General features: G+C 70.8%; 21 protein-coding genes, 1 tRNA gene and 1 pseudogene. 15 read left to right on the forward strand and 8 right to left on the reverse strand.

What is annotated here, in order from left to right:
- Positions 1-30 precede the first annotated feature (30 nt).
- From OGH68_RS14390 to OGH68_RS14405, 4 genes are all read left to right on the forward strand, one after another.
- Complete coding sequence (locus OGH68_RS14390; protein WP_413470983.1) at positions 31-906, forward strand: DUF3626 domain-containing protein; 876 nt, start codon at positions 31-33, stop codon at positions 904-906.
- 28 nt (positions 907-934) lie between these two features.
- Entirely contained in the window at positions 935-1,411 is a 477-nt protein-coding gene (locus OGH68_RS14395; RefSeq protein WP_264244126.1) for a hypothetical protein, read from the forward strand.
- A gap of 510 nt (positions 1,412-1,921) precedes the next feature.
- Complete coding sequence (locus OGH68_RS14400; RefSeq protein WP_264244128.1) at positions 1,922-2,407, forward strand: DUF485 domain-containing protein; 486 nt, start codon at positions 1,922-1,924, stop codon at positions 2,405-2,407.
- Positions 2,404-4,005: a cation acetate symporter gene (locus tag OGH68_RS14405; RefSeq protein WP_264244131.1), complete on the forward strand. Its 1,602-nt coding sequence runs from the start codon at positions 2,404-2,406 to the stop codon at positions 4,003-4,005. The genes OGH68_RS14400 and OGH68_RS14405 overlap by 4 nt, the downstream gene beginning before the upstream one ends.
- Positions 4,006-4,065: 60 nt before the next feature.
- On the opposite strand, the gene OGH68_RS14410 is transcribed toward OGH68_RS14405, so the two are convergent.
- From OGH68_RS14410 to OGH68_RS14430, 5 genes and pseudogenes are all read right to left on the reverse strand, one after another.
- Positions 4,066-4,704 (reverse strand): contact-dependent growth inhibition system immunity protein, encoded by a 639-nt coding sequence (locus tag OGH68_RS14410; RefSeq protein WP_264244134.1) that lies wholly within the window; start codon positions 4,702-4,704, stop codon positions 4,066-4,068.
- 171 nt (positions 4,705-4,875) lie between these two features.
- Complete coding sequence (locus OGH68_RS14415) at positions 4,876-6,279, reverse strand: IS1380 family transposase (RefSeq protein ID WP_413470966.1); 1,404 nt, start codon at positions 6,277-6,279, stop codon at positions 4,876-4,878.
- A 121-nt stretch (positions 6,280-6,400) separates the two neighbouring features.
- A pseudogene (locus OGH68_RS14420) lies at positions 6,401-6,699 on the reverse strand (RNase A-like domain-containing protein).
- A 278-nt stretch (positions 6,700-6,977) separates the two neighbouring features.
- Positions 6,978-9,761 carry an SUKH-4 family immunity protein gene (locus tag OGH68_RS14425; RefSeq protein WP_264244137.1) on the reverse strand — a complete coding sequence of 928 codons (2,784 nt, stop codon included), beginning with the start codon at positions 9,759-9,761 and terminating at the stop codon, positions 6,978-6,980.
- A gap of 7 nt (positions 9,762-9,768) precedes the next feature.
- The gene (locus OGH68_RS14430) at positions 9,769-10,782 is read right to left on the reverse strand and encodes an SMI1/KNR4 family protein (RefSeq protein WP_264244139.1); all 1,014 of its coding nucleotides are present in this window, start codon (positions 10,780-10,782) and stop codon (positions 9,769-9,771) included.
- Between the two features lie 230 nt (positions 10,783-11,012).
- On the opposite strand from OGH68_RS14430, the gene OGH68_RS14435 reads away from it, so the two are divergent.
- A complete protein-coding gene (locus OGH68_RS14435; protein WP_264244142.1) occupies positions 11,013-11,519 on the forward strand; it encodes a YwqJ-related putative deaminase in 507 nt (168 codons plus the stop codon).
- A 10-nt stretch (positions 11,520-11,529) separates the two neighbouring features.
- Positions 11,530-12,024 (forward strand): SUKH-3 domain-containing protein, encoded by a 495-nt coding sequence (locus OGH68_RS14440; protein ID WP_264244146.1) that lies wholly within the window; start codon positions 11,530-11,532, stop codon positions 12,022-12,024.
- 127 nt (positions 12,025-12,151) lie between these two features.
- Here the strand turns inward: OGH68_RS14440 and OGH68_RS14445 are convergent, their stop codons facing one another.
- Entirely contained in the window at positions 12,152-13,471 is a 1,320-nt protein-coding gene (locus OGH68_RS14445; RefSeq protein WP_264244149.1) for a sensor histidine kinase, read from the reverse strand.
- A 206-nt stretch (positions 13,472-13,677) separates the two neighbouring features.
- Between OGH68_RS14445 and OGH68_RS14450 the strand changes: the two genes are divergently transcribed.
- The 7 genes from OGH68_RS14450 (at position 13,678) to OGH68_RS14480 (ending at position 19,369) form a co-directional block, all read left to right on the forward strand.
- Positions 13,678-13,749: transfer RNA gene (locus OGH68_RS14450), tRNA-Gln, on the forward strand.
- Between the two features lie 110 nt (positions 13,750-13,859).
- Positions 13,860-15,308 (forward strand): bifunctional UDP-N-acetylglucosamine diphosphorylase/glucosamine-1-phosphate N-acetyltransferase GlmU, encoded by a 1,449-nt coding sequence (glmU, locus tag OGH68_RS14455; protein WP_264244152.1) that lies wholly within the window; start codon positions 13,860-13,862, stop codon positions 15,306-15,308.
- Between the two features lie 124 nt (positions 15,309-15,432).
- On the forward strand, positions 15,433-16,410 hold the full coding sequence (locus OGH68_RS14460) for a ribose-phosphate diphosphokinase (RefSeq protein ID WP_264244155.1): 978 nt from the start codon (positions 15,433-15,435) through the stop codon (positions 16,408-16,410).
- A gap of 225 nt (positions 16,411-16,635) precedes the next feature.
- The gene (locus OGH68_RS14465; protein ID WP_264244159.1) at positions 16,636-17,232 is read left to right on the forward strand and encodes a 50S ribosomal protein L25/general stress protein Ctc; all 597 of its coding nucleotides are present in this window, start codon (positions 16,636-16,638) and stop codon (positions 17,230-17,232) included.
- Positions 17,233-17,323: 91 nt separating this feature from the next.
- Positions 17,324-17,917 (forward strand): aminoacyl-tRNA hydrolase, encoded by a 594-nt coding sequence (pth, locus tag OGH68_RS14470; protein WP_264244161.1) that lies wholly within the window; start codon positions 17,324-17,326, stop codon positions 17,915-17,917.
- 101 nt (positions 17,918-18,018) lie between these two features.
- On the forward strand, positions 18,019-18,489 hold the full coding sequence (locus OGH68_RS14475; RefSeq protein ID WP_264244163.1) for a hypothetical protein: 471 nt from the start codon (positions 18,019-18,021) through the stop codon (positions 18,487-18,489).
- Between the two features lie 172 nt (positions 18,490-18,661).
- Positions 18,662-19,369, forward strand: a complete 708-nt coding sequence (locus OGH68_RS14480) for an LPXTG cell wall anchor domain-containing protein (RefSeq protein WP_264244166.1) — start codon at positions 18,662-18,664, stop codon at positions 19,367-19,369.
- Positions 19,370-19,429: 60 nt separating this feature from the next.
- Here the strand turns inward: OGH68_RS14480 and ppc are convergent, their stop codons facing one another.
- Positions 19,430-22,159: a phosphoenolpyruvate carboxylase gene (gene ppc, locus OGH68_RS14485; RefSeq protein ID WP_264244168.1), complete on the reverse strand. Its 2,730-nt coding sequence runs from the start codon at positions 22,157-22,159 to the stop codon at positions 19,430-19,432.
- A gap of 215 nt (positions 22,160-22,374) precedes the next feature.
- Between ppc and OGH68_RS14490 the strand changes: the two genes are divergently transcribed.
- Positions 22,375-23,415: an acyl-CoA desaturase gene (locus OGH68_RS14490; RefSeq protein WP_264244170.1), complete on the forward strand. Its 1,041-nt coding sequence runs from the start codon at positions 22,375-22,377 to the stop codon at positions 23,413-23,415.
- On the forward strand, positions 23,415-24,101 hold the full coding sequence (locus OGH68_RS14495; RefSeq protein ID WP_413471111.1) for a TetR family transcriptional regulator: 687 nt from the start codon (positions 23,415-23,417) through the stop codon (positions 24,099-24,101). The genes OGH68_RS14490 and OGH68_RS14495 overlap by 1 nt, the downstream gene beginning before the upstream one ends.
- Positions 24,102-24,242: 141 nt before the next feature.
- On the opposite strand, the gene OGH68_RS14500 is transcribed toward OGH68_RS14495, so the two are convergent.
- Positions 24,243-25,064, reverse strand: a complete 822-nt coding sequence (locus tag OGH68_RS14500; protein ID WP_264244173.1) for a trans-aconitate 2-methyltransferase — start codon at positions 25,062-25,064, stop codon at positions 24,243-24,245.
- Positions 25,065-25,102 lie beyond the last annotated feature (38 nt).

Below are 25,102 nucleotides of genomic sequence, written 5' to 3' on the forward strand. Positions count from 1 at the left end.
GAGCGGACCGCCCGAGGGCACACTGCGCGAATGAACTCGGATCTGCCACGGACACCCCAGGAACGCGCTCTGCGCCATGTCGCGCGACTTGCGTCCGGCCGTCCGATGGACGCGGCCCTCCGCGTGACCCTCAACTTCCACCCGGACCGGCTGCTGCACGGCAGGCCGATCCTGGACGCCATGAGCGAGGACGGGGTCTACCGCTCACAGTTCGTCACAGGAACGAGCAACGGCGGTCTGACGGCTCATCCCGGCGGTGACCGTTGGCGCTGGGAGAGCCGGATCTTCGGCGGAGCGTACGACTCGGTGCCCGGCCACGAGCGCCCCGTCTACGGAGCGTTGAACTTCCGGCGCAAGCCGGCCGGCGGCGCGCCTCGGTTCGGCTCGGCGCATTTCCGGCTCAGCGCCGAAGCGTCGGCGCGGACGACGTTCTGCTACCCGGACAGCTTTCTGGAGCCGGCGGACTTCGGTGTCGCGGCGCGCATGGGGCTCATCGAGATCGCCCTCGCCGATCGCCAGGACGATCTCGACGACTACATCGAGGCGCAGGTGCACGGACCGGTCCGGGTACGAGGTGATGTGGAGGCACTGGTCCTGGACCCGTGCTACCGGGGCACGGCCGTGGAGGCGTCGGCCGGCCGTCTCGGCTTCCCGGTGGAGTGGCACGGCGGCTTCCGTCTCGGCGTCGACGAACTCCGCCGCCGTCCCGACTACCGGGGACAGGAGTACGTCGACCTCGGCACGCGGATCGCCGTGGACGGCGTGCTCGATCCCCGGATCGTCGGAGAAGCCGTGCGCACGGGCCGGTACGCCCCCCAGGCGGTCAAGAAGGTGTGGCACTGTCTGGCGCGTTTCGGGTTCCCGTCGAAGGACCGTCCGTTGAGCGGGACAGGGCGCAGGCAGTAGGCGGACCCGGGGCGGCGGAACCGGTTGAATGCCGACATTCGACCGGGACGCACTGCCCAGCAGCGCGCAGGACCAGGTGGACACTCTGCTGACCGAAAACCGCCGCGTCATGGCGATCAAGGTCGTCCGGGACTCGGTCCCACCGCCCTCGCCGGGCGTCCGCGAGTGCATGGACCTGATCAGCGAGCGATACGCGGCACTCGGACTGCCCGTGGACCCGCCGCCGTCCCCGCCACTGAGCCCTGAGGCACTGTCCGCCCGGGTCGACGAGCTGACCGGCCCGGCCCACCGCGATCACGGCCGGATGGGACGGGGACACCCACGGGTGGTTCGTATGTCTCTTCGCCGTCATGACGGAGCCGGACGCCGTGGTGACGGGCGTGTGTTCAACGGCGAGGTGCCGCCTTGGCCGGAGGCGGCAGAGGCTCAGGCCGTCGGGCAGACGCTCGCCGCTCAGCTCGGGCTGCCGTTCCGCTTCGAGAGCCCCGACGGTCCGACGGACTGACGGCTCCCGGCCCCCGGCCCACCCGCACACCCCATCAGCTCGACGGCGCGGTCGCCCGCATCGATGTCCACGTCCGCGGACGCGTAGGTGGATCCGGAGGAACTGGTGGTCATGTGCGGGGTTCCTTCGGGAAGTCGAGGAGGCGGGAGGGTGGGGGCGCAGACCGACGACGGGCTGCCCGGCGACGGGCTGCCCGGCGAGGGCGACATCGACCCCGACGAGGGCGGCATCGACCCCGGCGAAGGCCGGCCGTAACCCGCGTCAGGCTGCCGGCCCGCACGGAACGGCCTGCCCGGCCCGCCGGGGACCTGAGGGCGTTTCACACCCATCACGGACAAAGCCGACGCCCAAGGCCCGGTTACCGGCGGTCCCTTCGCACCCGCCCAGGATCGTCACCGAACTGACATACCGCTCGGTCGGGAAACCCTTACGTCATCGCACTACCGGTGAGTAACGTACGCGGACCACCAGCGCCACCCGCCCGCTCGCCGGGCGGCAAGGAGCAAGACGATGTCGTACCACCACCAGCTCTTCCCCGACCCGCCACCGCAGCCACGCGTCCCCGGCCGCCACCGCCAGGAGACGGCGGACCCGGCGTGGGACTTCGAGCCGCAGCCATGGGACCGGCCGCAGGCCGCTCGGCACGGCCACGGACACGGCCACGACGGGCGCGGACACGACGAGTACGGCCGCGAACTGCAAAGCCTCGGCTCGGCCTACCGCAGGCTCCGGCGGGTCTCGACGTTCACCGCCCTCGGCTACTTCGTCCTCTTCCTGCTCCTGTCCGCCTACGCCCCCTCGATGATGACCGGCGAGGTCAGCGGCGGCCTCACGACCGGGCTGGTGCTCGGACTCGTACAGCTGCCCGTGGCGCTCGCCGCGATCGCCGTCTACGAACGGATCGCCCGCAGGCGCGTCGACCCGCTCGTGGCCTCGGTCAGGGAACTCACCGAGCGGCACACCGGACGGCAGCCGGCCGGAGGTGCGCGCGCATGAACGGCTTCAGCTCCGAGGCCCAGACCATGTCCCTCATCGCGTTCATCACCGTGATCACCGTGACGCTGCTGCTCTGCGTGATGACCGGACCCGACCGGGACGACCTCGGCGAGTTCTACACCGGCTACCGCTCCCTGTCCCCCATGCAGAGCGGGCTCGCCATCGCGGGCGACTACATCTCCGCCGGAACCGTCCTCGGCACCATCGGCATCATCGCGCTCCTCGGGTACGACGGGATGACCCTCACCCTGAGCACCGTGCTCTCCCTGGTCCTGATGATGTTCCTGCTCGCGGAACCCCTGCGCAACGCAGGACGGTTCACCATGGGCGACGTCTTCAGCCGCCGCGCCCACGGGCCCGCCGTGCGGATCACCGCGGCGGCCGTCACCCTCACCGCGCTGCTGCCGCTGGTCGTCTTCCAGCTGGCGGGCGCGGGCGACCTGCTCGCCGTCGTCCTCGGCTTCCACGCCGACGGGTTCAAGACCGGGTCGATCGTGTTCCTCGGACTGCTGATGATCACGTACGCGGCGATCGGCGGCATGAAGGGCACCGCCTTCATCCAGATCGTCAAGACCGTCGTCCTGCTCGGCGCGGCCACCGCCATCGCCGTACTGATCCTCGACCGCTTCGACTTCAGCCCGCCCGCACTGCTCGACGCCGCCAAGGAAGGCAGCGGGCTGGGAGACGCGTACCTCACCCCCGGACTGCAGTTCGGCGGCGACGAACTCGACATGATCAGTACCCAGCTGACCGTCGTGCTCGGCGCGGCGGTACTCCCCCACATCACGATGCGCATGTTCACCGCCCGCAACGCGAGGGCCGTGCGGCGCTCCATGTCCTGGGCCGTGTCGATCGTCGTCGTCACCTGCCTGCTGATCGCCGTGATCGGCTTCGGCGCCGCGGCCCTCGTCGGCCACAAGGAACTGGCCGCCGGCGACCCCCAGGGCAAGACCGCGTTCCTGATGGTCAGCCAGGCCGTCATGGGCCCCGACCCGAACACCGCCGAGACACTGCTGTTCACCGCCGTGGCCACCGCGATCTTCCTCACCCTGCTCGCCTCCGTCGCCGGGATCACCCTGGCCTGCGCCAACACCCTCGCCCACGACCTCGTCGCGCACGGGCTGCGCAGGGCAGGGCTCACCGACAACACCGAGATGGCCATCGCCAGGGCCGCCGCCGCGGGCGTCGGGCTCGTCGCCATCGCGATCGCCGCCGGCGCCAGGCACCTGAACCTCCAGGCACTGCTGACCCTGTCCTTCTGCGTCGGCGCGTCCGCCGTCGCCCCCGCCCTCGTCTACACCCTCTTCTGGCGCCGCTACACCCGTACGGGACTGCTCGCCACGCTCATCGTGGGCACCGTCTCGGCACTCGTCGTGACGACCGGAAGCAATCTGGTGTCCGGATCACCGCAGTCCGTCTTCCCCGACCAGGACTTCAACTGGTTCCCGTACACCACGGCCGGCCTCGTCTCCATCCCCCTCGGCTTCCTCGCCGGCTGGCTCGCGACCGTCCTGTACGACAACGACCGTGCCGTGCAGCGCCGCCGCTACGAGGAACTGGAACCGACGATCCTCGCGGGCGCACCGACGAGTCCCTGAGCACGACGACGGCCGCCCGGTCCGCGATCCACGGACCGGGCGCCGTCGTTCGCCACGCGGTCAGGGCGTGCGCAGCCGCTCGGCAAGAGCCACGAGCCAGGCGCCGGGCGCGTACGGCGCGGGCGGGTCGACCTCCATGCCGACGGCCACGGCGAGCGCGTAGTCGGACTCGTCCAGAGGCGGGGTGAGGAGGTCGTGGAGCTCGCCGGTGAGCTGGGCGATCAGGCCGGAGTCGGTGGACGTCAGGTAGTCCTCGAGCGCGGCATCGTGGTCCTCGAACTCGTCCGGCATGTCCTGGGAGAACCAGCCGCCGAGGAACTGGGCGAGTTCGGGGAAGCGGGCGTGCCACTCCCAGCGGGTCTGCGGAGTGGCCGGCGGCGGGGCCTGGCCGCTCTCCACACTTTCCTCGAGGCGGTCGGCGAGACGGGCCAGCCAGGCCTGGATCTCGGAGTCCGGCAGGCCGACGTCGGGAACCGGATAGAACTCGCCGAGACGCAGGCGGAGTCGGCCGGGCGGGTTGTCCGCGTACGCACGCAGCTGTTCCTCGGCGATCGGGACGGCCCAAGGCCGGGTGCGCCAGGTGTGCCGGAGGTACGCGGTCAGCGGTTCGACCTCGTCGGCCGTGCGGCCCAGGTGGGCCCGGATCACGTGGTCCAGCTCGCCGTACTTGCGGTCGTGTTCGCGTGGTGTCAGGGGCACGGGACGCTGCCTAGCCTCCCCCTTTCGCTTCGAGTGGTTGAGCTGGGGTGATGGCGGAGGACTGGTGCTGTCGGGCCCTGGTCGGTGAGTGGGCATGGCTTGGGCCCGACGCTCGGGCCGGGCTCTCCAACGGGTTCCTTGGTGGTGGGCGGGCAGGGACAGTGCAGCAGGTCAGGTGGCTGGTCGCGGTAGTGCCGTGAGGCGCGCGAAGGCGTTGATGAGTTCGTGCCGCCAGGGCCAGGCCGCGGCGATCCGCAGGCGAAGGCGGCGGCCGCCGCGAGTGATGCGGGCGGCTGCGTGCAGCAGCCGGTAGCGCAGCTTCTTCGGCTCGGCGGTGGCCAACTCTCCTTCCAGCAGCAGGGTCTGGGCCCAGGCGAGCAGGTCGGTGGCGGCCAGTGACAGCTCCAGCCACGCTTGGTTGAGGGTGAAGTGGCGGGAGGGAAAGCGGCCGAAGCCGGTGGTCTTTCCGCAGCGGATGCGGTCCTCGACGCGTGCGTGCGCTCGGTGGCGGACCTCCAGGTGTTGCAGCGAGCCTTCGCCGTAGGGGGTGTCGGTCAGGAAGACCTGGTGGCGCATGCCCTCGTCGAGGTCGAACACGGACAGTTGGGCGCCGGGGTGCGGGCGCTCGCGGCGGACGATGATCCGGGTGCCATCGGGGTAGCCGTCCAGGTCGACCATGCCGGTCAGCTCGGCGACCTCGGCGCCGGTGCGCAGGGTGCCGTCTTGCTCCAGCGCGGGGTGCCAGACCTCATCGGGCAGGGCGCGGATCGCGCGGCGGACCGGTTCGGTGACGGGATGTCCGACCGAGAAGGATGTGTGGACGCCTCGGGCGCGCAGGGCCCGCAGGTGGGCCAGGAACGCTTTGGCTCCTCCGGCGCTGTCGGTGCGGACGAGGATGGGGGTGCCGTGGCGGCGGTCGTCGGGGATCTGGGCGAGCGCCGCATCGAGGACGGTGATGTGGTCGGCGGCGGTGTTGGCGCCGGCGTTTCCTGGCCGCAGCAGTCCGGCCAGGGCTTCGCCGGTGTTGTCCAGGAAGCACAACAGCGGGTGGTAGCCGAAGCCCCGCTTGTAGGTGGCTGCGGCCTGCTCTTTCTCGGAGTGGCAGGTGACCAGGGTGGCATCCATATCAATGACCAGCCCGGGCAGGTCCCGCCCGCCGGCCTGGGCCGCGGGTATGCCGCTGTCTGTCTCGGCGGCCTGCAGCCAGGCGACCTCGCGCGCTGCAGCTCGGGCCGTGCGCAGCGCTGCCAGTGCCGTGTGGTCGATGCCGGCCAGGAGGCGCCAGGCGGTCGGGGTAGAGGCCACCGGGCCGAACACCTCGGCCTGGTCACGCAGTAGGGCCAAGTCGGCGATGGCTTCGCCGCCGTCCGCGAGCATCACCGCCACGTCTACCGCGATCCTGCCCGGGTTGTGTCCGGTGCCGCGTGGCCGCAGGCGGCGCAGCGCGTCGGTGAACGCGTCGGTCAGGCCGGTGGCGTCAGCGAGATCGGCCAGCAGACGGGAACCGGCATGGGCGACCACCCCGTGGCCGTCGGCCGAGACGACGAGCTTGGGGCGCGACCCGGTAGTGTGCACGCAGAAAGTGCCTTCCTGCTGGGATGACAGAGACCTTCGACAAGCCTCATCTTCCCAGCTCAGAGGGCACTTTCGCGTTTCCGGTCAAGATCCGGACACGGCGGCAAGTGAAACGCGCAGGCTAGAGGTAGATCGGAAAGGTGGCGTGGACAGCGAAGCCGTGCGGGCTGGACTCTTCCCGCTTGAGGACGACGCGGGCCGCGCGCACATCGACGGGCTCCCGGCCCGCGAGCATCATCGCCTGGAGCAGAACGCGCCCCACGGGCTCAGGACGGGACGGCCAGGCGGCCTCGATGGTCAGACGCTGACGGGTCGACTGGGCCAGCCACCGATGGTGGCCTGCTCATTGGCCGTGATGACCTGCTGGGTGGCCCACTGGGCCGTTTCCCGGTCGGGATAGGTGGCGGATCGGGTTCGCATGCGTGACAGTACCTATCGTTTTACCCACACAGGCGGATGGTGGGCTTTCATGTGGTCGATGCAGCTCTGCGCCAGCAAAGGCAGCAACTCCTCGAAGTCCACTGGAACGTCGAAGCGTACGCAGGGAAGGGCTGACCGTAACAACGCCCTCTGACAGCACGGCCTTTGCAACGGCACAGGCCGATGTGACGTCTGCCACACCAGCCTCTGCGGGTTGAAGCGCAACGCGATGGTGCCCCCGGCCGTGACGGCCGGGGGCACCATCGCTGCGACACGCCCTACAGCAGGCCGTCCCACATCTGCTCGAGGAGGACCGACCACCAGCTCTCCGGCGACGACAGCGCCGCCGGGTCGAAGGCCGCCAGCTGGGCCTGGAAGTCGACCGTCCAGCGGCCCGCCTGCTCCGGGTTGAGGCCGAAGCGCAGCGGCCACATCCGGCCGAGCAGTGCCAGGCAGCGCACGAACTCGGGCAGGCCCGTGTTCACGAACTGCGGTGCCACGGGCGCACCGCCCGGACCGGCCTCCACCGGCACCGCGACGATGTGCGCCGTGCCGTACTGGACGCAGATCGCCCGGCCGAAGTCGCTTCCGATCACCAGGTACGAACCGGCGTCCGACGCCGGCTGCACCTGGCGCTGGGCGGCGAGTTCCGCCAGTGTCGGCACCACCGGCTGCGCCGGCTGTGCCCAGAAGAACGGGTTGAAGTCGCCCGGCAGACCCGCCCACACCAGGGTCGCCGCCACGATCTCCGGCACGCCCTGACGCGACACGGCCCGCTGGTCGAACCGGCACAGACCCTGCGGCCCGAAGGCACCCGCCAGCTCGTGCGCCACGCCCTCCGGCGGGATCGGCGGCGCGGGCGGCACGTGCGGCAGCGGGGCACGCACCGGCGCCGGACGGGCGGGCCCGTCCGCGACCTGGTGCAACTCGCCCTGGTGGGCGAGGAGTTGCTGCATGCCCTGCTGGCGCGAGGCGTGGTCGCTGCCGTACGGGGCGATCGAGGTGATCCGCGCCTGCGGCCACGTCTCCCGGATCATCCGCGCACAGTACGCACCCGGCAGCTCGCACGACTCCAGTTCGGTGTGCAGCTCCAGCACCTGCTGCGGCGGCACGTTCATCCCCCGCAGCTCGTGCAGGATCTGCCACTCCGGGTGCGGCGTGCCCGGCGCGGAGCGGCGGATCAGCTGGGCCTCGGAACCGTCGGGCGCGCGGTAGCGCAGCACCGCCTGGTAACCGGGCCCGACCGTCGGCACACCGGTGGGCTGCTGCGGATACCCGTACGGCGGCCGCCCGCCGCCCATCGGCGGCTGCGGCTGCGGCGCGTTCGGCACCGGGCCGGGCGGGCCTGGGGGCTGCGGCGCCCCCGGGCCCATCTGGGCGGGCCCGGCGAGCATCGTCGCCGCGTGATGCACCCCGCCACCCGGAGGCGGCGTCGAACCCGGAGCCGCCGGCGGACCCGGAGGCCCCGGAGGCTGCGGCGCGCCCGGGCCCATCTGGGCGGGCCCGGCGAGCATCGTCGCCGCGTGATGCACCCCGCCACCCGGAGGCGGCGTCGAACCCGGAGGCGCCGGCGGACCAGGAGGCGGCGGCGTCGAACCAGGCGCCGGAGGCGGACCCGGAGGCCCCGGAGGCTGCGGCGCCCCCGGACCCATCTGCGCGGGCCCGGCCAGCATCGTCGCCGCGTGATGCACCCCGCCACCCGGAGGCGGCGTCGAACCAGGCGCCGGAGGCGGACCCGGAGGCCCCGGAGGCTGCGGCCCCTCCGGGCCGAGCTGCGAGACCAGTTGGGTGGGCAGGTAGCCACCCGCCGGAGCGCCGGGAGCACCCGGGCCCGACGGCGGAGGCGTCGCCCCGGCGCCCGGACGGGCACCCGGGGTACCGGGAGCACCGGGCGGCGGCGGAGGCGTCGCCCCCGTACCGCCGCGTGCGCCGCGCGGCGGCAGCACGGCCTTGCTCGTCGCCGCGTCCGCTATGTCGGCAGCACCGGCGCCCGGAGCGGGCGGCGGGGTCGCGCCGGACGGCGCAGCCGACTCCGGCTCGGACTGCGGCTGCGGCTGCGGGCTCAGGCCCGGCACGATCGCGGTCTTCGGCAGCTGACTGCCTCCCGACATCAGCGCCGTGGGAGCGTCCGCGGACACCGGCGGCGGAGTGCGTCCGTCGTCCGCCGACACCTGCGGCGCGAACACGGTCGCCGGCAGCGGCACCGACGCGTCGTCCCCACCCGCCGAACTCGTGTCCGTCCAGCCCGTGCCCCCGGAGGGCCTGGCGGGAACCCCGTCCGACGCGGTCGGCTCGTGGTCGGCCGCCCCCGCGCTCGGCCACGCGGCCCCGCCCTGCGACGCGTCCGCGCCCGCGCCCGACGACGAACCCGCGTCCGACACGGGAGCCGGCGAAGCGGACGAGGACGAGGACGGCACGGACGACGAAGAAGGGGACGACAGCGACGAAGACCAGGAAGAACTACCCGTCGCCTGCGAGGCGTTGCCACCGATCGAACCCGGCACGTCCCGTGCGCCCGAACCCGCCGGCGACGGACCGGCCGCCTCGGCGCCGGGAGACGGCGACACGTCCGGCACAGGCGCGGAACCGGCACCGGAACCGGCACCCGCCGACGAAGCGGCGGCAGCCGCCTCGCCCGGGCCCGCCGGCTCCGCGGACCCGGAGGACGACGCCCGCCGGTCCGGGATCCCCAGCTTGTCCGCCGCGTCCTGGAGCCACTCCGGAGGGCTCAACAAGAACGACGTCTGATTCAGGTCCACCCGCTGCGGAGCCTCGCCCGCCGATGCTGCCGGCGCGTCGTCCGTGCCCCCGTACTCCTCCTCGTACCGGCGGATCACCTCACCCACCGGCAGCCCCGGCCACAGCGTCGCCTCACCGCTGTCCCTGGCGATCACCAGCCGCTGCCGGCCACCGTCCGAACGCGCGCCCTGCTCACGGTCCTCCGCCCACACGACGAAGCCCAGATCGAACTCACGGACCCGCACCTCACGGTGCTGGTACGCGGGCACATCGCCGTTGACCCACTCCTCGGCGCGCTCCTGCGCCTGCGCGAAAGTCACCACCGGACCATCACCCCTCGCCCGAGACGGGAACGGCACGGGCGAAGCCGCCGTCCACCATCAGATTCGCCACGGTCTCCAGCTCCGGCGGATTGCCCGCGAGCCGCTGCAGAAAGGCGTCGAAGTCCTCGCCGCAGGGCATCAGCAACCGCTCCACACGCTCCTGCACGTTCCACCCGTCCTGGTCGCGGGCGTCGTCGTACGCGCAGAACCACACCGAACCGATGTCCGCCCCACGCACCTTCAGCGCGAGAATCCCGCCCTGTACGAAGCCCACACCCAGATAGTCCTTCGTCAGATGGTCCCGCAGGCACTTGTTGACATAGACCAGATCGTTGACCGCGGCCTCGTCCCGCACCGTGAAGAACGGCTGGTCCACCAGCAGCCCCAACTCCGCGTCCAGCGCCGCACCGACCGGGGCCGAACCACCCGCCGCCTTCAGGAACGAGCGGTACGCACCCGGCAGGCGATAACCGAGATCCTCCTCGACGCCGAGCAGCTGCTGCTCCGTCACCGACACGACGCCCTTCGGCAGACGGAAGTGCGCGGGCCGCGTCTCCTGCAGCGGGCGCGTACCCCGCTTGTCCTGATCCACGGCCGCCGTCGCCAGCCCGCCGTGATGGCGCAGCAGCGCCTTCACCTCCACCGGTACGAGCTCCAGCCGCCGCGAACCACGCACGTGGTGCCATGTCCAGCCGTGCGGCGTCGCCACCGCCGGGATCGTCGCCCACAGGGCGTGCCCGTCCGCGGCCAGCGCCGCGTTCGCCGACACGAAATCCGTGAGCCGCAGCTCGTCCACCCCGAAGCCCTCCGGAGGCTCGGCGATCTCCGCGGCCGCACGCGCGTACGGCGAGAAGTCCGGGTAGCCGTCGGCGTCCACCCGCACCCCTCTGGGATGACGGGAGGCCCGGACCGGGTCCGGGAAGTGCACGACCTGCCCGGCGTAGGCCGCATTCGGTGGCGCCGTACCCGCGCCGGCCCCGGGGCCCGTAGCTGCCCCCAGGCCTTGCCGACCTGTCGTCATGGCGTTCTGCCCCCTGCTGGCTTCTGGCTGGTTCAGCACAGCCTAAGCGGTGCGGCAAGAGTGACCGCCGGGCCTCCGGTTCCGTAACGAAGAGTCACTTTCGAGTGACCCAAAGGGCGTGCACGACACCCCGGCGACACGTTTCAGCTACCCAGCTTCCTTACCGGCCACCCCATTTGGCAGGCTGTCTACCCGCACCACGGGGGAGTGCACGGGAGGGACGGCACACCATGCACGCAGCGCAACCGAGTACATCAGGTGATCCACGCCTCAGCTGGAGCACCGACGAGTCCAGGCAGACGCCCGCGCTCCGGCACCGTCGCGACGGAATCCTGCCCGCCGTCGCCGCCGCACTCTCCGTACGCGGCGAAACCCTCACCTGCACCGCCGGCAAGGGCGACCAGCCGCCGTCCCTCCACCCGCTCGTACAGGATTTCCTCGACACCCTCACCAGTGGCCAACGAGAACGCTTCACCGGCCGCTGCCCCGAGGCGATCCTGCTCTCCCGCCACCTCACCGCGGCGGAGACCCAGCGCTCCAAACGCGCCCAGCGCAAACCCCTCACCCACGGCGAGGCCCGCCGGTCGCTCAAGCACTCCAAACTCACCGCCCGCCGCATCCGCGAGGACGGCGACCCCCTGCACGGCAGCTACGCCCCGCCCTGCCGGTCCTGCACCGCCCTGCTCGACCACTTCGGCGTACGACCCGTCGCCCCCACCACACCCGAGAACGGCTGACCAGCGACCGATGCCCGACCACCACCTGAGCACCACCCGCTTCCCCGTCGCCGTCGACGCCGCACTGCGCGAAGCGGGCTGGCAACCCGGCCGCTGGGACATCAAGCAGGCCGAGCACTGGGCGGACACCCTGCGCGCCCACGTCTCCCCCGCCGGCCACCGGCACGCCGTCTTCCCGGCCGTCGTCGAAGCCTGGGCCGAATTCGGCGGGCTGACCGTCACCGCGCCCGGACCCGGACGGCAGCACGCGCCCGCCCCGCTGCGCTTCGACCCGCTCGCCGGCCTCCACCACGCCCGCACCCTCGCCGACCTCGGCCGGGCACTCGACACCGAGATCTCCCCGCTCGGCATGGAAGGCGACCACCAGGCCGTCCTGGCCATGGACGCGGAAGGCCGCGTCTACAGCATCGACCACACCGGCGACTGGTACCTCGGGCCCGACATCGACCAGGCCCTCACCACCCTGGTCACCGGGATCCAGCCGACCCGCCTCACCGTCGCCTGACCCTCACCACCACCACGCCGCCGACGGGCCGGCAGGCCGGGCCGCCGGCCCAAACGCCGCCGACCGCCGACAGGCCGGACACCGCAGGTCAGGCGCCGCCGGCAGGCCGGACAGGCTCAGGCGCCCGTCACCGCAGACTGGCCTCCGCCCGGTCCGGCAACACCGCCGACACCCGGAAGCCGCCCACCTCCGTCGGCCCCGACACGAACACCCCGCCGAGCGCCGTCACCCGCTCCCGCATGCCCACCAGACCGTTGCCGCCGCTCGGCAGCCCCGCATCCGCCGCGCCCCCCGCCGCATCCGGAGCACCGTTCTCCACCTGCATCGCGACCTCCTCCGCACGATGCGCCAGCCGCACCATCACCTTCGCGCCCGCCGCGTGCTTGTGGACGTTCGTCAACGCCTCCTGGACCACCCGGTACGCCGTCTGCTCCACCTCCGGCGGATACAGCCGCGCATCGCCCTGCACCGCGAGTTCCACCACCATGCCCGCCTGCCGCGACTGCCCCACCAGCACCTCGATGTCCGCGATGCACGGACCGTCCTCCGCGGCGGCGGCAGCCGCGGCTGCCGCCGCCGCGCCCACCGCCGCCAACGGCACCTCCGCCCGCGCCCGCACCCGGTCCTCACCGGACCGCAGCACCCCGAGCATCTCCCGCAGCTCAGTCAACGCCTGCCGGCCCATGTCCCCCACCAGCGCCGCGTTCTTCACCGCCTTCTGCGGATCCTTCAACGCCACCGCCTGCAACGCCGCGGCATGGACGACCATCAGACTCACCCGGTGCGCCACCACGTCGTGCATCTCCCGCGCGATCCGGGTCCGCTCCTCCTGCCGCGCCCACTGCGCCCGCTGCTCCGCCCGGTCGGCCAGCAGCGACAACTCCTGCTCCAGGCTGTCCGCCCGCTCCCGCAGGCTCTCCATCAGCCGCCGCCGCGCCCCTATGTAGAGCCCCAGCAGCACCGGCGGAGCCGTCAGCCCGAGCGACATGAACACCGCCATCAGCGGCACGTACCAGGCGCTGTAGTCCCCCGCCTCCACGTCCTGCCTCACACGGACGAACGTCACTATGAACGTCGCCGACAAGGCCATCCCGGCCAGCGTCGCGGTGATCCGGCGGGGCACGTCCGAGGCCGCGAGCGTGTACAGCCCGACGATCCCCATCAGATAGCCCATCTCGGCCGGCGTCGTCGCGACCGACACCAGCACCACGGCGATCGGCCACCGCCGCCTCAGCACCAGCACCGACCCGACAATCAATCCGAACAGCACACCGAACGGCATCGGCAGCGCGGCCCTGTCCGCGAAACCGATCCCCTCCGACGCGCACTCGAAAGCAGAGACGACGGCAAGCCCCACGTCCAGCACGGCACTGCGCCGCCGCCCCCACCACAGCGGACCGCGGGCGGTCGAACCCGCGGCCTCCTCCTGTGCCCCCGTTGCGGTCATGTGTTCCAGCCTACGGGCGGGTGCGAATCATTTTCACGGGAGTGCGGCGGCACCGGCGGGCTCGTTTCGGACCACCGCGGCTGCCTGGTCACCTGCGCCACCAAGAGCGCCGGCCTTCACCGTCGCACGGAAGGGGCTTGGTACGGCATAGTGTTGGGTGCCCAGTAGGCGCACGGACCAAATGTCCGGTTCGGTCGCCCCTGCAATCCCCTGTGGTGTAATTGGCAGCACTGAGGCTTTTGGTGCCTTATGTCCGGGTTCGAGTCCTGGCGGGGGAGCTGCCTGGTCCGGGTCCTGACCTGCACGGTCGGGACCCGCGCTCGTTTCCGGCCCGAAACCCCCCGGTATCCTTCGGTTGTCCCACCACCCGAAGCCGAAGGGCATACCCGTGAGCGCCATTCGCCCGGCAGCCGTCGTCGTTCTCGCAGCGGGTGAGGGCACCCGCATGAAGTCGAAGACCCCCAAGGTCCTCCACGAAATCGCCGGGCGGTCGCTCGTCGGGCACGTCGTCTCCGCCGCACGTGAGCTCGATCCCGAGCAGCTCGTGGTCGTCGTCGGGCATGCGCGGGAGCAGGTCGAGGGGCACCTCTCGGAGCAGTACGCCGGGACCCGGACGGTGTTCCAGGCCGAGCAGAACGGCACCGGGCACGCCGTGCGCATGGGCCTGGAGGGGCTCGGTGGCCGGCCGGAGGGGACCGTGGTCGTGGTGTGCGGCGACACTCCCCTGCTCTCCGGCTCGACGCTTTTCGATCTGGCGCGCACGCATGCCGCCGACGGCAACGCGGTGACCGTGCTGACGGCCGAGGTGCCGGACTCCACCGGGTACGGGCGGATCGTGCGGGACGAGGCGACCGGCGCGGTGACGGCGATCGTGGAGCACAAGGACGCCACCGCGGTGCAGCGCGCGATCCGTGAGATCAATTCGGGTGTGTTCGCGTTCGACGGGAAGCTGCTCGCGGACGCCCTGACGAAGGTGCGGACGGACAACTGCCAGGGCGAGGAGTACCTCACGGATGTGCTCGGCATCCTGCGTGAGGCGGGGCACCGGGTAGGTGCGTCGGTGGCCGGTGATCACCGGGAGATCCTCGGGATCAACAACCGGGTTCAGCTGGCTCAGGCCCGCGGGCTGATGAACGCACGTCTGCTGGAGCAGGCCATGATGGCCGGTGTCACGGTCGTGGACCCGGCATCGGTGGTGGTCGATGTGACGGTGACCCTCGAGCCGGACTCGGTGGTGCACCCGGGTACGCAGCTGCTGGGTGCCACGCACATCGCGGAGGGCGCGGAGGTGGGCCCGAATTCGCGGCTGGTGGACACGGTGGTCCAGGCCGGCGCCCGGGTGGACAACACGGTGGCCGAAGGGGCGACGGTGGGCGAGGGCGCCTCGGTGGGTCCGTTCGCGTATTTGCGGCCGGGTACGCGTCTGGGTGTGAAGGCCAAGGCGGGCACGTTCGTCGAGATGAAGAATTCGTCGATCGGCGAGGGGACGAAGGTTCCGCATCTGTCGTACGTGGGCGATGCCACGATCGGCGAGTACACCAACATCGGTGCGGCGAGCGTGTTCGTGAATTACGACGGGGAGTCGAAGCACCACACGACGATCGGCTCGCACTGCAAGACGGGCTCCGACAACATGTTTGTGGCTCCTGTCACTGTCGGGGACGGTGCTTACACCGCCGCCGGGTCGGTGATCACGAAGGATGTGCCGGCGGGTTCGCTGGCTGTCGCGCGCGGCCAGCAGCGGAATATCGAGGGTTGGGTGGCTCGTAAGCGGCCCGGGAGTGCGTCGGCGCAGGCGGCTGCGGCGGCAACGGAACGGGTCGCCGAGGAGAACTGACCGGAAACAGGTGCGTCGAACTCGGCGTACCGTGATACGTGCACACAAATTCGGCTGGCTCGCGCCCGGGACGTTTGCGCCCTGGACCTTCGCGGCCAGGGAACACGTCTGAGGAGACAGTGCTGTGACCGGGATCAAGACGACCGGCGAGAAGAAGCTGATGCTCTTCTCCGGCCGCGCCCACCCCGAGCTGGCCGAGGAGGTTGCGCACCAGTTGGGTGTCGGCCTCGTCCCGACGAAGGCTTTCGACTTCGCGAACGGCGAGATCTACGTCCGTTTCCAGGAGTCCGCGCGTGGCGCCGACTGCTTCTTGATGCAGAGCCACACGGCTCCCATCAACAAGTGGATCATGGAGCAGCTGATCATGATCGATGCTCTGAAGCGGGCTTCCGCGCGGAGCATCACGGTGATCATCCCGTCGTACGGCTATGCCCGTCAGGACAAGAAGCACCGCGGGCGTGAGCCGATCTCGGCCCGTCTGATCGCGGACATGCTGAAGACGGCGGGTGCGCACCGCATCCTCACGGTCGATCTGCACACGGACCAGATCCAGGGCTTCTTCGACGGTCCGGTGGATCATCTGTCGGCGCTTCCGGTGCTGGCCGACTACGTGGGTGCGAAGGTCGACCGCGACAAGCTGACGATCGTCTCGCCGGACGCGGGGCGTGTGCGTGTGGCGGACCGCTGGTGCGACCGGCTGGACGCGCCGCTGGCGATCGTGCACAAGCGCCGTGACAAGGACGTCGCCAATCAGGTGACGGTGCACGAGGTCGTCGGTGAGGTCGAGGGCCGGGTGTGTGTCCTGGTCGACGACATGATCGACACGGGCGGCACGATCTGTGCGGCGGCGGAGGCGCTGTTCGCGCACGGCGCGGAGGACGTGATCGTGACGGCGACGCACGGCATCCTGTCGGGGCCGGCCGCGGACCGCCTGAAGAACTCGAAGGTGAGCGAGTTCGTGCTGACGAACACGCTGCCGACGCCGGGTGAGCTGGAGCTGGACAAGATCAAGGTGCTGTCGATCGCGCCGACGATCGCCCGTGCGGTGCGTGAGGTGTTCGAGGACGGCTCGGTGACGAGCCTCTTCGAGGAGCAGGCGTAACGTTCCGGGAGAGGGCCGTCCCGCAGTGACTGCGGGGCGGCCCTTTCGTGTGTCGGTTGATCCATTTGGGGCGGTGGCGTGCGCTGGGTAGACTGTGGAAGTTGCTCGGCGAGGGAGGCCGCATCCGGTGAGGTTGCGGCGGTCCGTTATCGACGCGCTCTTCGTAGCAGGCCTGTCGTGGCCGGGTGACCGCCACCAGTCTTCTGTTCTGTACGAGGAGTGCACATGTCCGAGGTGAAGATCTCCGCCGAGGTCCGTTCGGAGTTCGGCAAGGGCGCCGCCCGCCGTATCCGCCGCGACAACAAGGTTCCCGGTGTTCTGTACGGTCACGGCAGCGACCCGGTCCACGTCACGCTGCCGGGTCACGAGCTGCTGCTCGCCCTGCGCACGCCGAACGTCCTGATCTCCCTGGACCTCGGTGGCACGAACGAGCTGGCCATCCCGAAGGCTGTGCAGCGCGACCCGCTGAAGGGCTTCCTGGAGCACGTCGACCTGCTGCTGGTGAAGCGCGGCGAGAAGGTCAACGTCGAGATCCCGGTGCACACCGAGGGTGAGCTCGCCCCGGGTGGGTTCCTGCTCGAGCACGTGCTGAACGCCCTGCCGGTCGAGGCCGAGGCCACCCACATCCCCGAGTCCGTCTCGGTGTCCGTCGAGGGCCTGGCGGCCGGTGACTCCATTCTCGCGAAGGACATCACGCTGCCGACCGGCACCACGCTGGCCGTCGACGAGGACGCCGTCGTCCTGCAGGTGCTGTCCTCGCAGGCGGAGGAGCCGGCGGCCGAGGGCGCCGAGGGCGAGGGCGAAGAGGCCGCTCAGGCCTGAGCCGTAAGCTCTGTGTGACCGGGGTGGCGGGCTGCGGCCCGCCACCCCGTTTCTCTGTTCACGGCCGTCCTGACGAGGAGACGCAGCGCAGATGTCCGACACCAACGCGCCCTGGCTGATCGTAGGCCTCGGCAATCCCGGGCCCGGTTATGCGGCGAACCGCCACAATGTCGGTTTCATGGTGGCCGATCTGCTGGCGGAGCGGATCGGCGGCTCGTTCAAGCGTGCGCAGAAGGCGCAGGCGCAGGTGCTGGAGGGCCGGATCGGCGCTCCGGGGCCGTCGAGCCGGCGGGTGATCGTGGCCAAGCCCATGTCGTACATGAATCTGTCGGGCGGTCCGGTGACGGCGCTGCGCAATTTCTACAAGGTTCCGACGTCGAACATCGTGGCGGTCCACGACGAGCTGGACATCGACTACGGGACGTTGCGGCTGAAGCTGGGCGGCGGGGACAACGGGCACAACGGTCTGAAGTCGATGACGAAGGCGATGGGTCCGGACTATCACCGGGTGCGTTTCGGTATCGGCCGGCCGCCGGGGCGGATGCAGGTCGCGGACTACGTGCTGAAGGACTTCTCGTCGGTGGAGCGCAAGGAGCTGGACTACTTCGTGGACCGCGCGGCGGACGCGGTGGAGTGCCTGGTGATCGACGGTCTCGAGCGGGCGCAGAGTACGTACAACTCGTGAGGTGTGCGGGGGTTCGTGGGGTTCCGGGTCGCTGAGACCCGGGTCTCTTCGCTTCGGGCAGAGTTGACCACGCGTAGCCCTATGGCCAAGGATCACGGGCCATGAAGCGGAAGTCCTCCGGCCGGATAGTGGTCCACGCGCGCAACGCGGCGATGGCGCTCGTCGCCCTTGTGCTGCTGGTCGCCGGCTTCTGGTCGTCGTGGGGCACCGCGCAGCACATCCTGCTCTCCAAGGGCCGTGAGCACGGCACGCTCGCCGTCTCGCGCTGCGACGAGAGGGTCTGCACGGGCGACTACACGCCGCGGGCGCCGTCGCCCGAGCGGGCGCAGGTGACGATCGACAAGTCGGTCGCGGTGAAGAAGGGTTCGACGCTGGCCGTCGTGCTGAAGCCGGGTACCGGCGAGGCGGTGCGTACGGGGCCGGCGGGTGGACTGTACGCGTGGGTGCCGCTGGGCGGGGCGCTGCTGCTGGCGGCCCTGGTGATCGGCGGCGGCCTGCGGCTGACCCGGATCGCGTGGGGTGCGGCGATCGCGGGCGGGGCGTTGCTGACGGCGTCGTTCCTGGCGCTGTGAAGCGCCAAGTACGCGACACGAAACGCGTGTTCACCCGATTGTTATCCGGACTATCGGCACGAAACGTGAGGGATGGTGCGGATGAGTCGGACAGCGACTTGACCAGGCGCCTGTTTCTTCAGGACGCTGAGCCGCCCCCCACGGCTCGTCCCCTCTCACGATGGACTCCCATATGCGCATTCTCCGTTCCACCGGCACTGTGGTGGCTGCCGCAGCGCTCTCGCTGTCGGTCGCTCCCGCCGCCTTCGCCACCAACGGCGACAACGGCAACGTGAAGATCCACGACGTCGTGACTGGTGAGTACGACCACCGGAATAACCCGAAGGTGTGCACCTTCTACCTCGACAGCTTCCAGTTCGACGGTGCTCAGAAGGTCGACTGGCACATCGAGGCGTGGGCGAACAACGACCTCGACAAGGGCACCACGGTCAAGTCCGGTTCGCTCACCCTCGACGGCTCCGGCCACGAGCGCACCGAAGAGATGACGCTCGCCGACGGCCAGTACAAGCTGTTCTGGACCTTCGAGGGTCAGAAGAGCGAGGCCGCCAAGCACAAGGTCTTCAAGGTCGACTGCGACGACGAGGAGACCCCGGGCGAGGACAAGCCCGGCGACAAGCCCGGTGACGACAAGCCGGGCGACGACAAGCCCGGTGAGAAGCCGGGCGAGAAGCCGGGCGACGACGAGGCCGGCGCCCCGGCCGAGTCGCCTGCCGCGTCCGAGCCCGCCGACGCCGCCTCGCCTTCGGCCGTCGGAGCCACCGGCGACCTGGCGGAGACGGGCGCCGGCGCGCCTGTCGGCGCCCTCGCGGCCGCCGCTGCGGCGCTCGTCGGCGTCGGCGGTTACCTGCTGGCGCGGCGCCGTACGGCCCGTCAGCACTGATCCAGCACATGAGGGTGCCCCCACCGGATTCCGGTGGGGGCACCCTCATGTCGTCCGGGATCAGCCGGTGTTGCGCAGTCCGGCGGCCACACCGTTGACGGTGAGCAGCAGGGCGCGGGCCAGCAGCGGGTCCGGCTCCTCGCCACGCTCGGCCGCGTCGCGCTGCCGCTTGAGCAGGGCGACCTGGAGGTAGGAGATCGGGTCCAGGTAGGCGTCGCGGATGGCGAACGTCTGCTGGAGCACCGGGTTCGAGCCGAGCAGTTCGTCGTTCCCGGTCACCTTCAGCACCTCGCTGACGGTGAGGGCGTGCTCGGCCTCGATCGTCTCGAAGACGTGCTTCAGGCGGTCGGGCACCAGGGTGTCGACGTAGTGGCGGGCGATCCGCAGATCCGTCTTGGCCAGCGTCATCTCGACGTTGTCGAGGAAGTTGCGGAAGAAGTGCCACCGTTCGTGCATCTCGGTCAGGACGGTGTCGAGGCCCGCCTCGCGCAACGCCTTCAGACCGGATCCCACGCCGAACCAGCCGGGCACGATCTGCCGTGACTGCGTCCAGCCGAAGACCCACGGGATGGCCCGCAGCCCGTCGAGGCCGGCGCCGGAGTCGGGGCGGCGGGAGGGCCGCGACCCGAGGTGGAGCTCGGCGAGCTGGTCGACGGGGGTGGCGGCGAAGAAGTACGCGGGCAGGTCCGGGTTCTCGACGAGCCTGCGGTAGGCGGCGTGGGCGGCGTCGGAGACGGTGTCCATGGCCGCGTCCCAGCGCGCGAGCGCCTCGTCGGACTGACGCGGCGCGGTGTGCAGGGCGGACGCCTGCAGCGTGGCGGCGACCGTCAGCTCGAGGTTCTCCCTGGCCAGGGAAGGGATCAGGTACTTGTCGGAGATGACCTCGCCCTGCTCGGTCACCTTGATCTCACCCTCGAGGGTGCCCCAGGGCTGGGCGAGGATCGCGTCGTGCGAGGGGCCGCCGCCCCGGCCGACCGTGCCGCCGCGGCCGTGGAAGAGCCGCAGGCGGACGCCGTAGCGGTGGGCGACGTCCCGCAGTCTGCGCTGGGCGCGGTGGATCTCCCACTGGCTGGTGGTGATGCCGCCGAACTTGGAGGAGTCGGAGTAGCCGAGCATGACCTCCTGGACGTCGCCGCGGAGCGAGACGAGCCGGCGGTACGAGGGGTCGGCGAGCATGTCGTCGAGGATGACGTCGGCGGCCCTGAGCTCGTCGGTGGTCTCCAGCAGCGGCACGATGCCGATCTTGGCCCAGCCGGCGTGCAGGTCGATCAGTCCGGCCTCGCGGGCGAGGACGGCAGCGGCGAAGACGTCGTCGGCGCCCTGGCACATCGAGATGATGTACGACTCGATGACCTCGGGCCCGAACCGTTCGAAGGCTTCCTTGACGGTGTGGAAGACGCCGAGGGTCTTCTCGCCGGCGGCGTCGAGCGGCGCCGGGGTCGGGGCGAGCGGCCGGCGGGAGCGGAGCTCCTTGGCGAGGAGCTTCTGCCGGTAGTCGCGCGGCATGTCCGCGTACCGCCAGGATTCCTCGCCGAGCCGGTCGAAGAGCTGGCCGAGGGCGTGGTGGTGGGCGTCGGCGTGCTCGCGTACGTCCATGGTGGCGAGCTGGAGGCCGAACGCGGACAGGGTGCGGATGACCCGGTCCATCCGGCCGTCGGCGAACAGGCCGCCGCGGTGTTCGCGCAGCGAGGTCTGGATGACGGTGAGGTCGGCGATGAGCTCGGCGGTGCCGAGGTAGTCGCGGCCCTCCTCGTGCGGGGTGCCCTTGGCGAGGCGTTCGCGGGTGTTGATCAGCTTCTGGCGGATGCAGGTCGCCTTGAGCCGGTAGGGCTCCTCGGCGTTGAGGCGCTTGTAGCGGGGGCTGATCTCGGGCAGCCGCTCCAGGTCGGTCTGGAGGGACGCGAGCAGCTCGTCGGTGGCTCCGGCGTAGCGGATGGAGTTCGACAGCAGGCCGCGGAGGTAGTCGATGACCTCGATGGCGTCGGTAATGCCGTGCTCGTGCTGGAGAATCAGCACGTCCCAGGTGACGGCCGGGGTGACGTTGGGGTTGCCGTCGCGGTCGCCGCCGATCCAGGTGCCGAAGGTGAGCGGCCGAGTGCCCGGGGGGAGCTCGACACCGACGCGCTCGAGTTCGGCGGCGAGGTCCTCCAGGACGTCGCCGACGGCGCCGGCGTGCAGCTCGTCGAGGTAGTAGATGGCGTTGCGGGCCTCGTCGGCGGGCTCCGGGCGGACGACGCGCAGCTCGTCGGTCTGCCAGATGAGGTCGATGTGCTCGGCCAGCCGCAGGTCGTGGCGGCGCCGGTCGGCCGCGATGCCGGGGTTCTCCAGCAGCTCGGCGATGCGGCGCAGCTTGTTGAGCACGGAGCGGCGGGCGGCCTCCGTCGGGTGGGCGGTGAACACGGGCCGTACATTCAGGTTCTTCACGGTCTCGCGCAGGTGCTGCGGGTCCGCGTCCTTGAGCCGGTCGGCGGTGCGGGCCAGCAGGCCGCCCTCGGCGGCCCGCTTCTCGCGCATCTCGTGGCCGCGGTGCACCTGCTCGGTGACGTTGGCGAGGTGGAAGTAGGTGGAGAAGGCGCGGACGAGCTTGGCCGCGGTCTCCAGGTCGGTGTCGCCCAGCAGCTCTGCTGCGGCCTCACCGTCGGTGCGCGTCAGCGCGCGGACCCGTTCGACGAGCTCGAGAAGTCCGGGACCCTCCTGGCGGACGAGGGTCTCGCCAAGAAGATCGCCCAGTCGGCGGATGTCGGCACGCAGTTCTGCGCTGGCGGTGGGTGTCTGGTCGGCACTGCTCACAGGTGCGGCTCCTTGCAGTGTTTGAGCACGTCTGGAGGGGTACTGGAGGCTTGCGGACCGCGCTGTCCGACGCACCCAGGATAGGTGTCCGTTCCCTCGGCGTTGTCCGCAGGTCTCTTGCCGCGCTGCTCGGCACTGCCATACTTACGTTGCCGTAGGTTACGCAACCGTAGCCAGGCGTCCGTCCCCTCTCTCCCCACCCCCAGGGAACCCACATGACCACAAGTCCCGATCGGCTGGACGATGCCACGAAGACCCCGTATTCCACCGTGCCCTCCGCGACCATGGGCGGTGACAACAAACGGTCGATCGAGCAGATCACGCTGCTGCTGTTCATCACGGTGCCGTTCCTGGCCCTGCTCGCGGCGGTGCCGCTGGCCTGGGGATGGGGGGTGAGCTGGCTCGACATCGGGCTGCTGGTGGCCATGTACTACATCGGTTGCCACGGCATCACGATCGGTTTCCACCGCTACTTCACGCACGGTTCGTTCAAGGCGAAGCGGCCGCTGCGCATCGCACTGGCGATCATGGGCTCGCTGGCGGTCGAGGGGCCGCTGGTGCGCTGGGTGGCCGACCACCGCAAGCACCACAAGTTCTCCGACGCGGAGGGCGACCCGCACTCGCCGTGGCGGTTCGGCGAGACGGTGCCCGCGCTGATGAAGGGCCTGTGGTGGGCGCACATCGGCTGGATGTTCGACGAGGAGCAGACGCCGCAGCACAAATACGCGCCGGATCTGATCAAGGACCCGGCGATCCGCCGGATCTCCCGGGACTTCATCTACTGGACGGCGCTGTCGCTGGCGATCCCGCCGCTGGTCGGCGGTCTGGTGACCATGTCGTGGTGGGGCGCGTTCACGGCGTTCTTCTGGGGTTCGCTGGTCCGCGTGGCGCTGCTGCACCATGTGACCTGGTCGATCAACTCGATCTGCCACGCGGTGGGCAAGCGCCCGTTCAAGTCGCGGGACCGCTCGGGGAACGTGTGGTGGCTGGCGGTGCTGTCGTGCGGCGAGTCGTGGCACAACCTGCACCACGCCGACCCGACGAGCGCCCGGCACGGTGTGCTGCGCGGGCAGCTCGACTCCAGCGCGCGGCTGATCCGCTGGTTCGAGAAGGCGGGCTGGGCGTACGACGTGCGCTGGCCGCAGCAGTCCCGTATCGACGCCCGGCGCACCGGGTCCGGTGACGGGTCCGCTTCCGGCTCCGACGCCGGGTCCGGTGAAACCCGCCGCGAGAGTGATGCCGCGAAGACGGCATGATTGACGTCGTGGCGAGTGACGGAAGTATCGGCAGTCCGGACAAGACGAGGGCGCCCGGCGGCAGGCGTGGCCGCCGTGTCCGCATGACCGGCGCCGAGCGCCGTGAGCAGCTGTTGGACATCGGCCGCGCGCTCTTCGCGGAGAAGGGCTTCGAGGGCACGTCCGTCGAGGAGATCGCGGCCAAGGCCGGGGTGTCCAAGCCGGTCGTGTACGAGCACTTCGGTGGCAAGGAGGGGCTGTACGCGGTCGTCGTGGACCGTGAGATGCGGCAGCTGCTCGACATGGTGACGGGGGCGCTGACGGCAGGGCATCCGCGTGAGCTCCTGGAACAGGCGGCCTTCGCCCTGCTGGACTACATCGAGACGTACACGGACGGTTTCCGCATCCTCGTGCGCGATTCGCCGGTCGCCCAGTCGACGGGCACGTTCGCGTCCCTGATCAGCGACATCGCCACCCAGGTCGAGGACATCCTGGGCATGGAGTTCAAGAACCGGGGCTTCGACCCCAAGCTCGCTCCGTTGTACGCGCAGGCGCTGGTCGGCATGGTGGCGCTGACGGGCCAGTGGTGGCTGGAGACGCGCCGCCCGAAGAAGGCGGAGGTCGCGGCCCATCTGGTGAATCTGGCGTGGCACGGGCTCGACGGCATGGAACAGAAGCCGCGGCTCATAGGCCACCGCAAGAACTAGCGCCGCCGCAGGAGCCGGATACACGTGAGGCGCCCCGCGGGCTGCGGGGCGCTTTCCCGTCGTCACGGGCGCGGTGTCACGCCGCCCTGCGGGCGGCGCGGCGTCACGGCACCGCGCGGCGGCATCACGGGCGGCGTGGCGTCACGACATCTTGCGGGCGACGGCGAAGATCCGCCGGAAGGGGAACACCGTGCCGTGCGGACCCGGCGGGTACGCCTTGCGGAGCAGGTCCCGGTACTGGCCGAGGAACTCCGCCCGGGCTTCCGGGTCGTCGGCGAGCTCCGTGAGGACGGGCCGCAGGGCGGTGCCCTTGACCCACTCCAGCACGGGGTCCTCGCCCGCGAGGAGCTGGAGGTAGGTGGTCTCCCAGGTGTCGGCGTCGCAGCCGAGGTCGGCGAGGCGGCCGAGGTAGTCGGCGGGTTCCAGGATGTGGACGTAGCGCCGGCCGTGGTCGCCGAGGCGGTCGCGCCACTGCGGGGTCTCGCACAGCTCGCCGAGGAGGGCGTGGCTGGGTGAGGTGAAGTTGCCGGGGACCTGGAAGGCGAGGGTGCCGCCGGGGACGAGTCCGTCGATCCAGACGGCGAACGACTCGGGATGGTTCGGTACCCACTGGAGGGCGGCGTTGGAGACGATGAGGTCGTACGGCTCCTCCGGGGTCCAGTGCGCGGCGTCGGCGGGCCGGAAGTCCAGCCAGCCGCCGCCCGGGGTGGTCCCGGCGTACTCCTTCTCCGCCTGGGCGAGCATCTCCGGCGAGAGGTCGAAGCCGGTGATGTGCGCGTCGGGCCAGCGGTCGGCGAGCAGGGCGGTGACGTTGCCGGGGCCGCAGCCGAGGTCGGCGATCCGGGCGGGGCGGCTGCCGGAGGGCAGCGTGGTTATACGGGCGAGCATGTCCAGGAAGGGACGGGTGCGGTGCCCGGCATGGCGCAGGTACTGCTCTGGGTCCCAAGTGGGCGCGGAATACATGTTTCGAGTCCCCCTCGCAGGAACGGACAGCCGAAAAG

Origin of the sequence: Streptomyces peucetius (assembly GCF_025854275.1) — a bacterium.
Classification (GTDB): domain Bacteria; phylum Actinomycetota; class Actinomycetes; order Streptomycetales; family Streptomycetaceae; genus Streptomyces; species Streptomyces peucetius_A.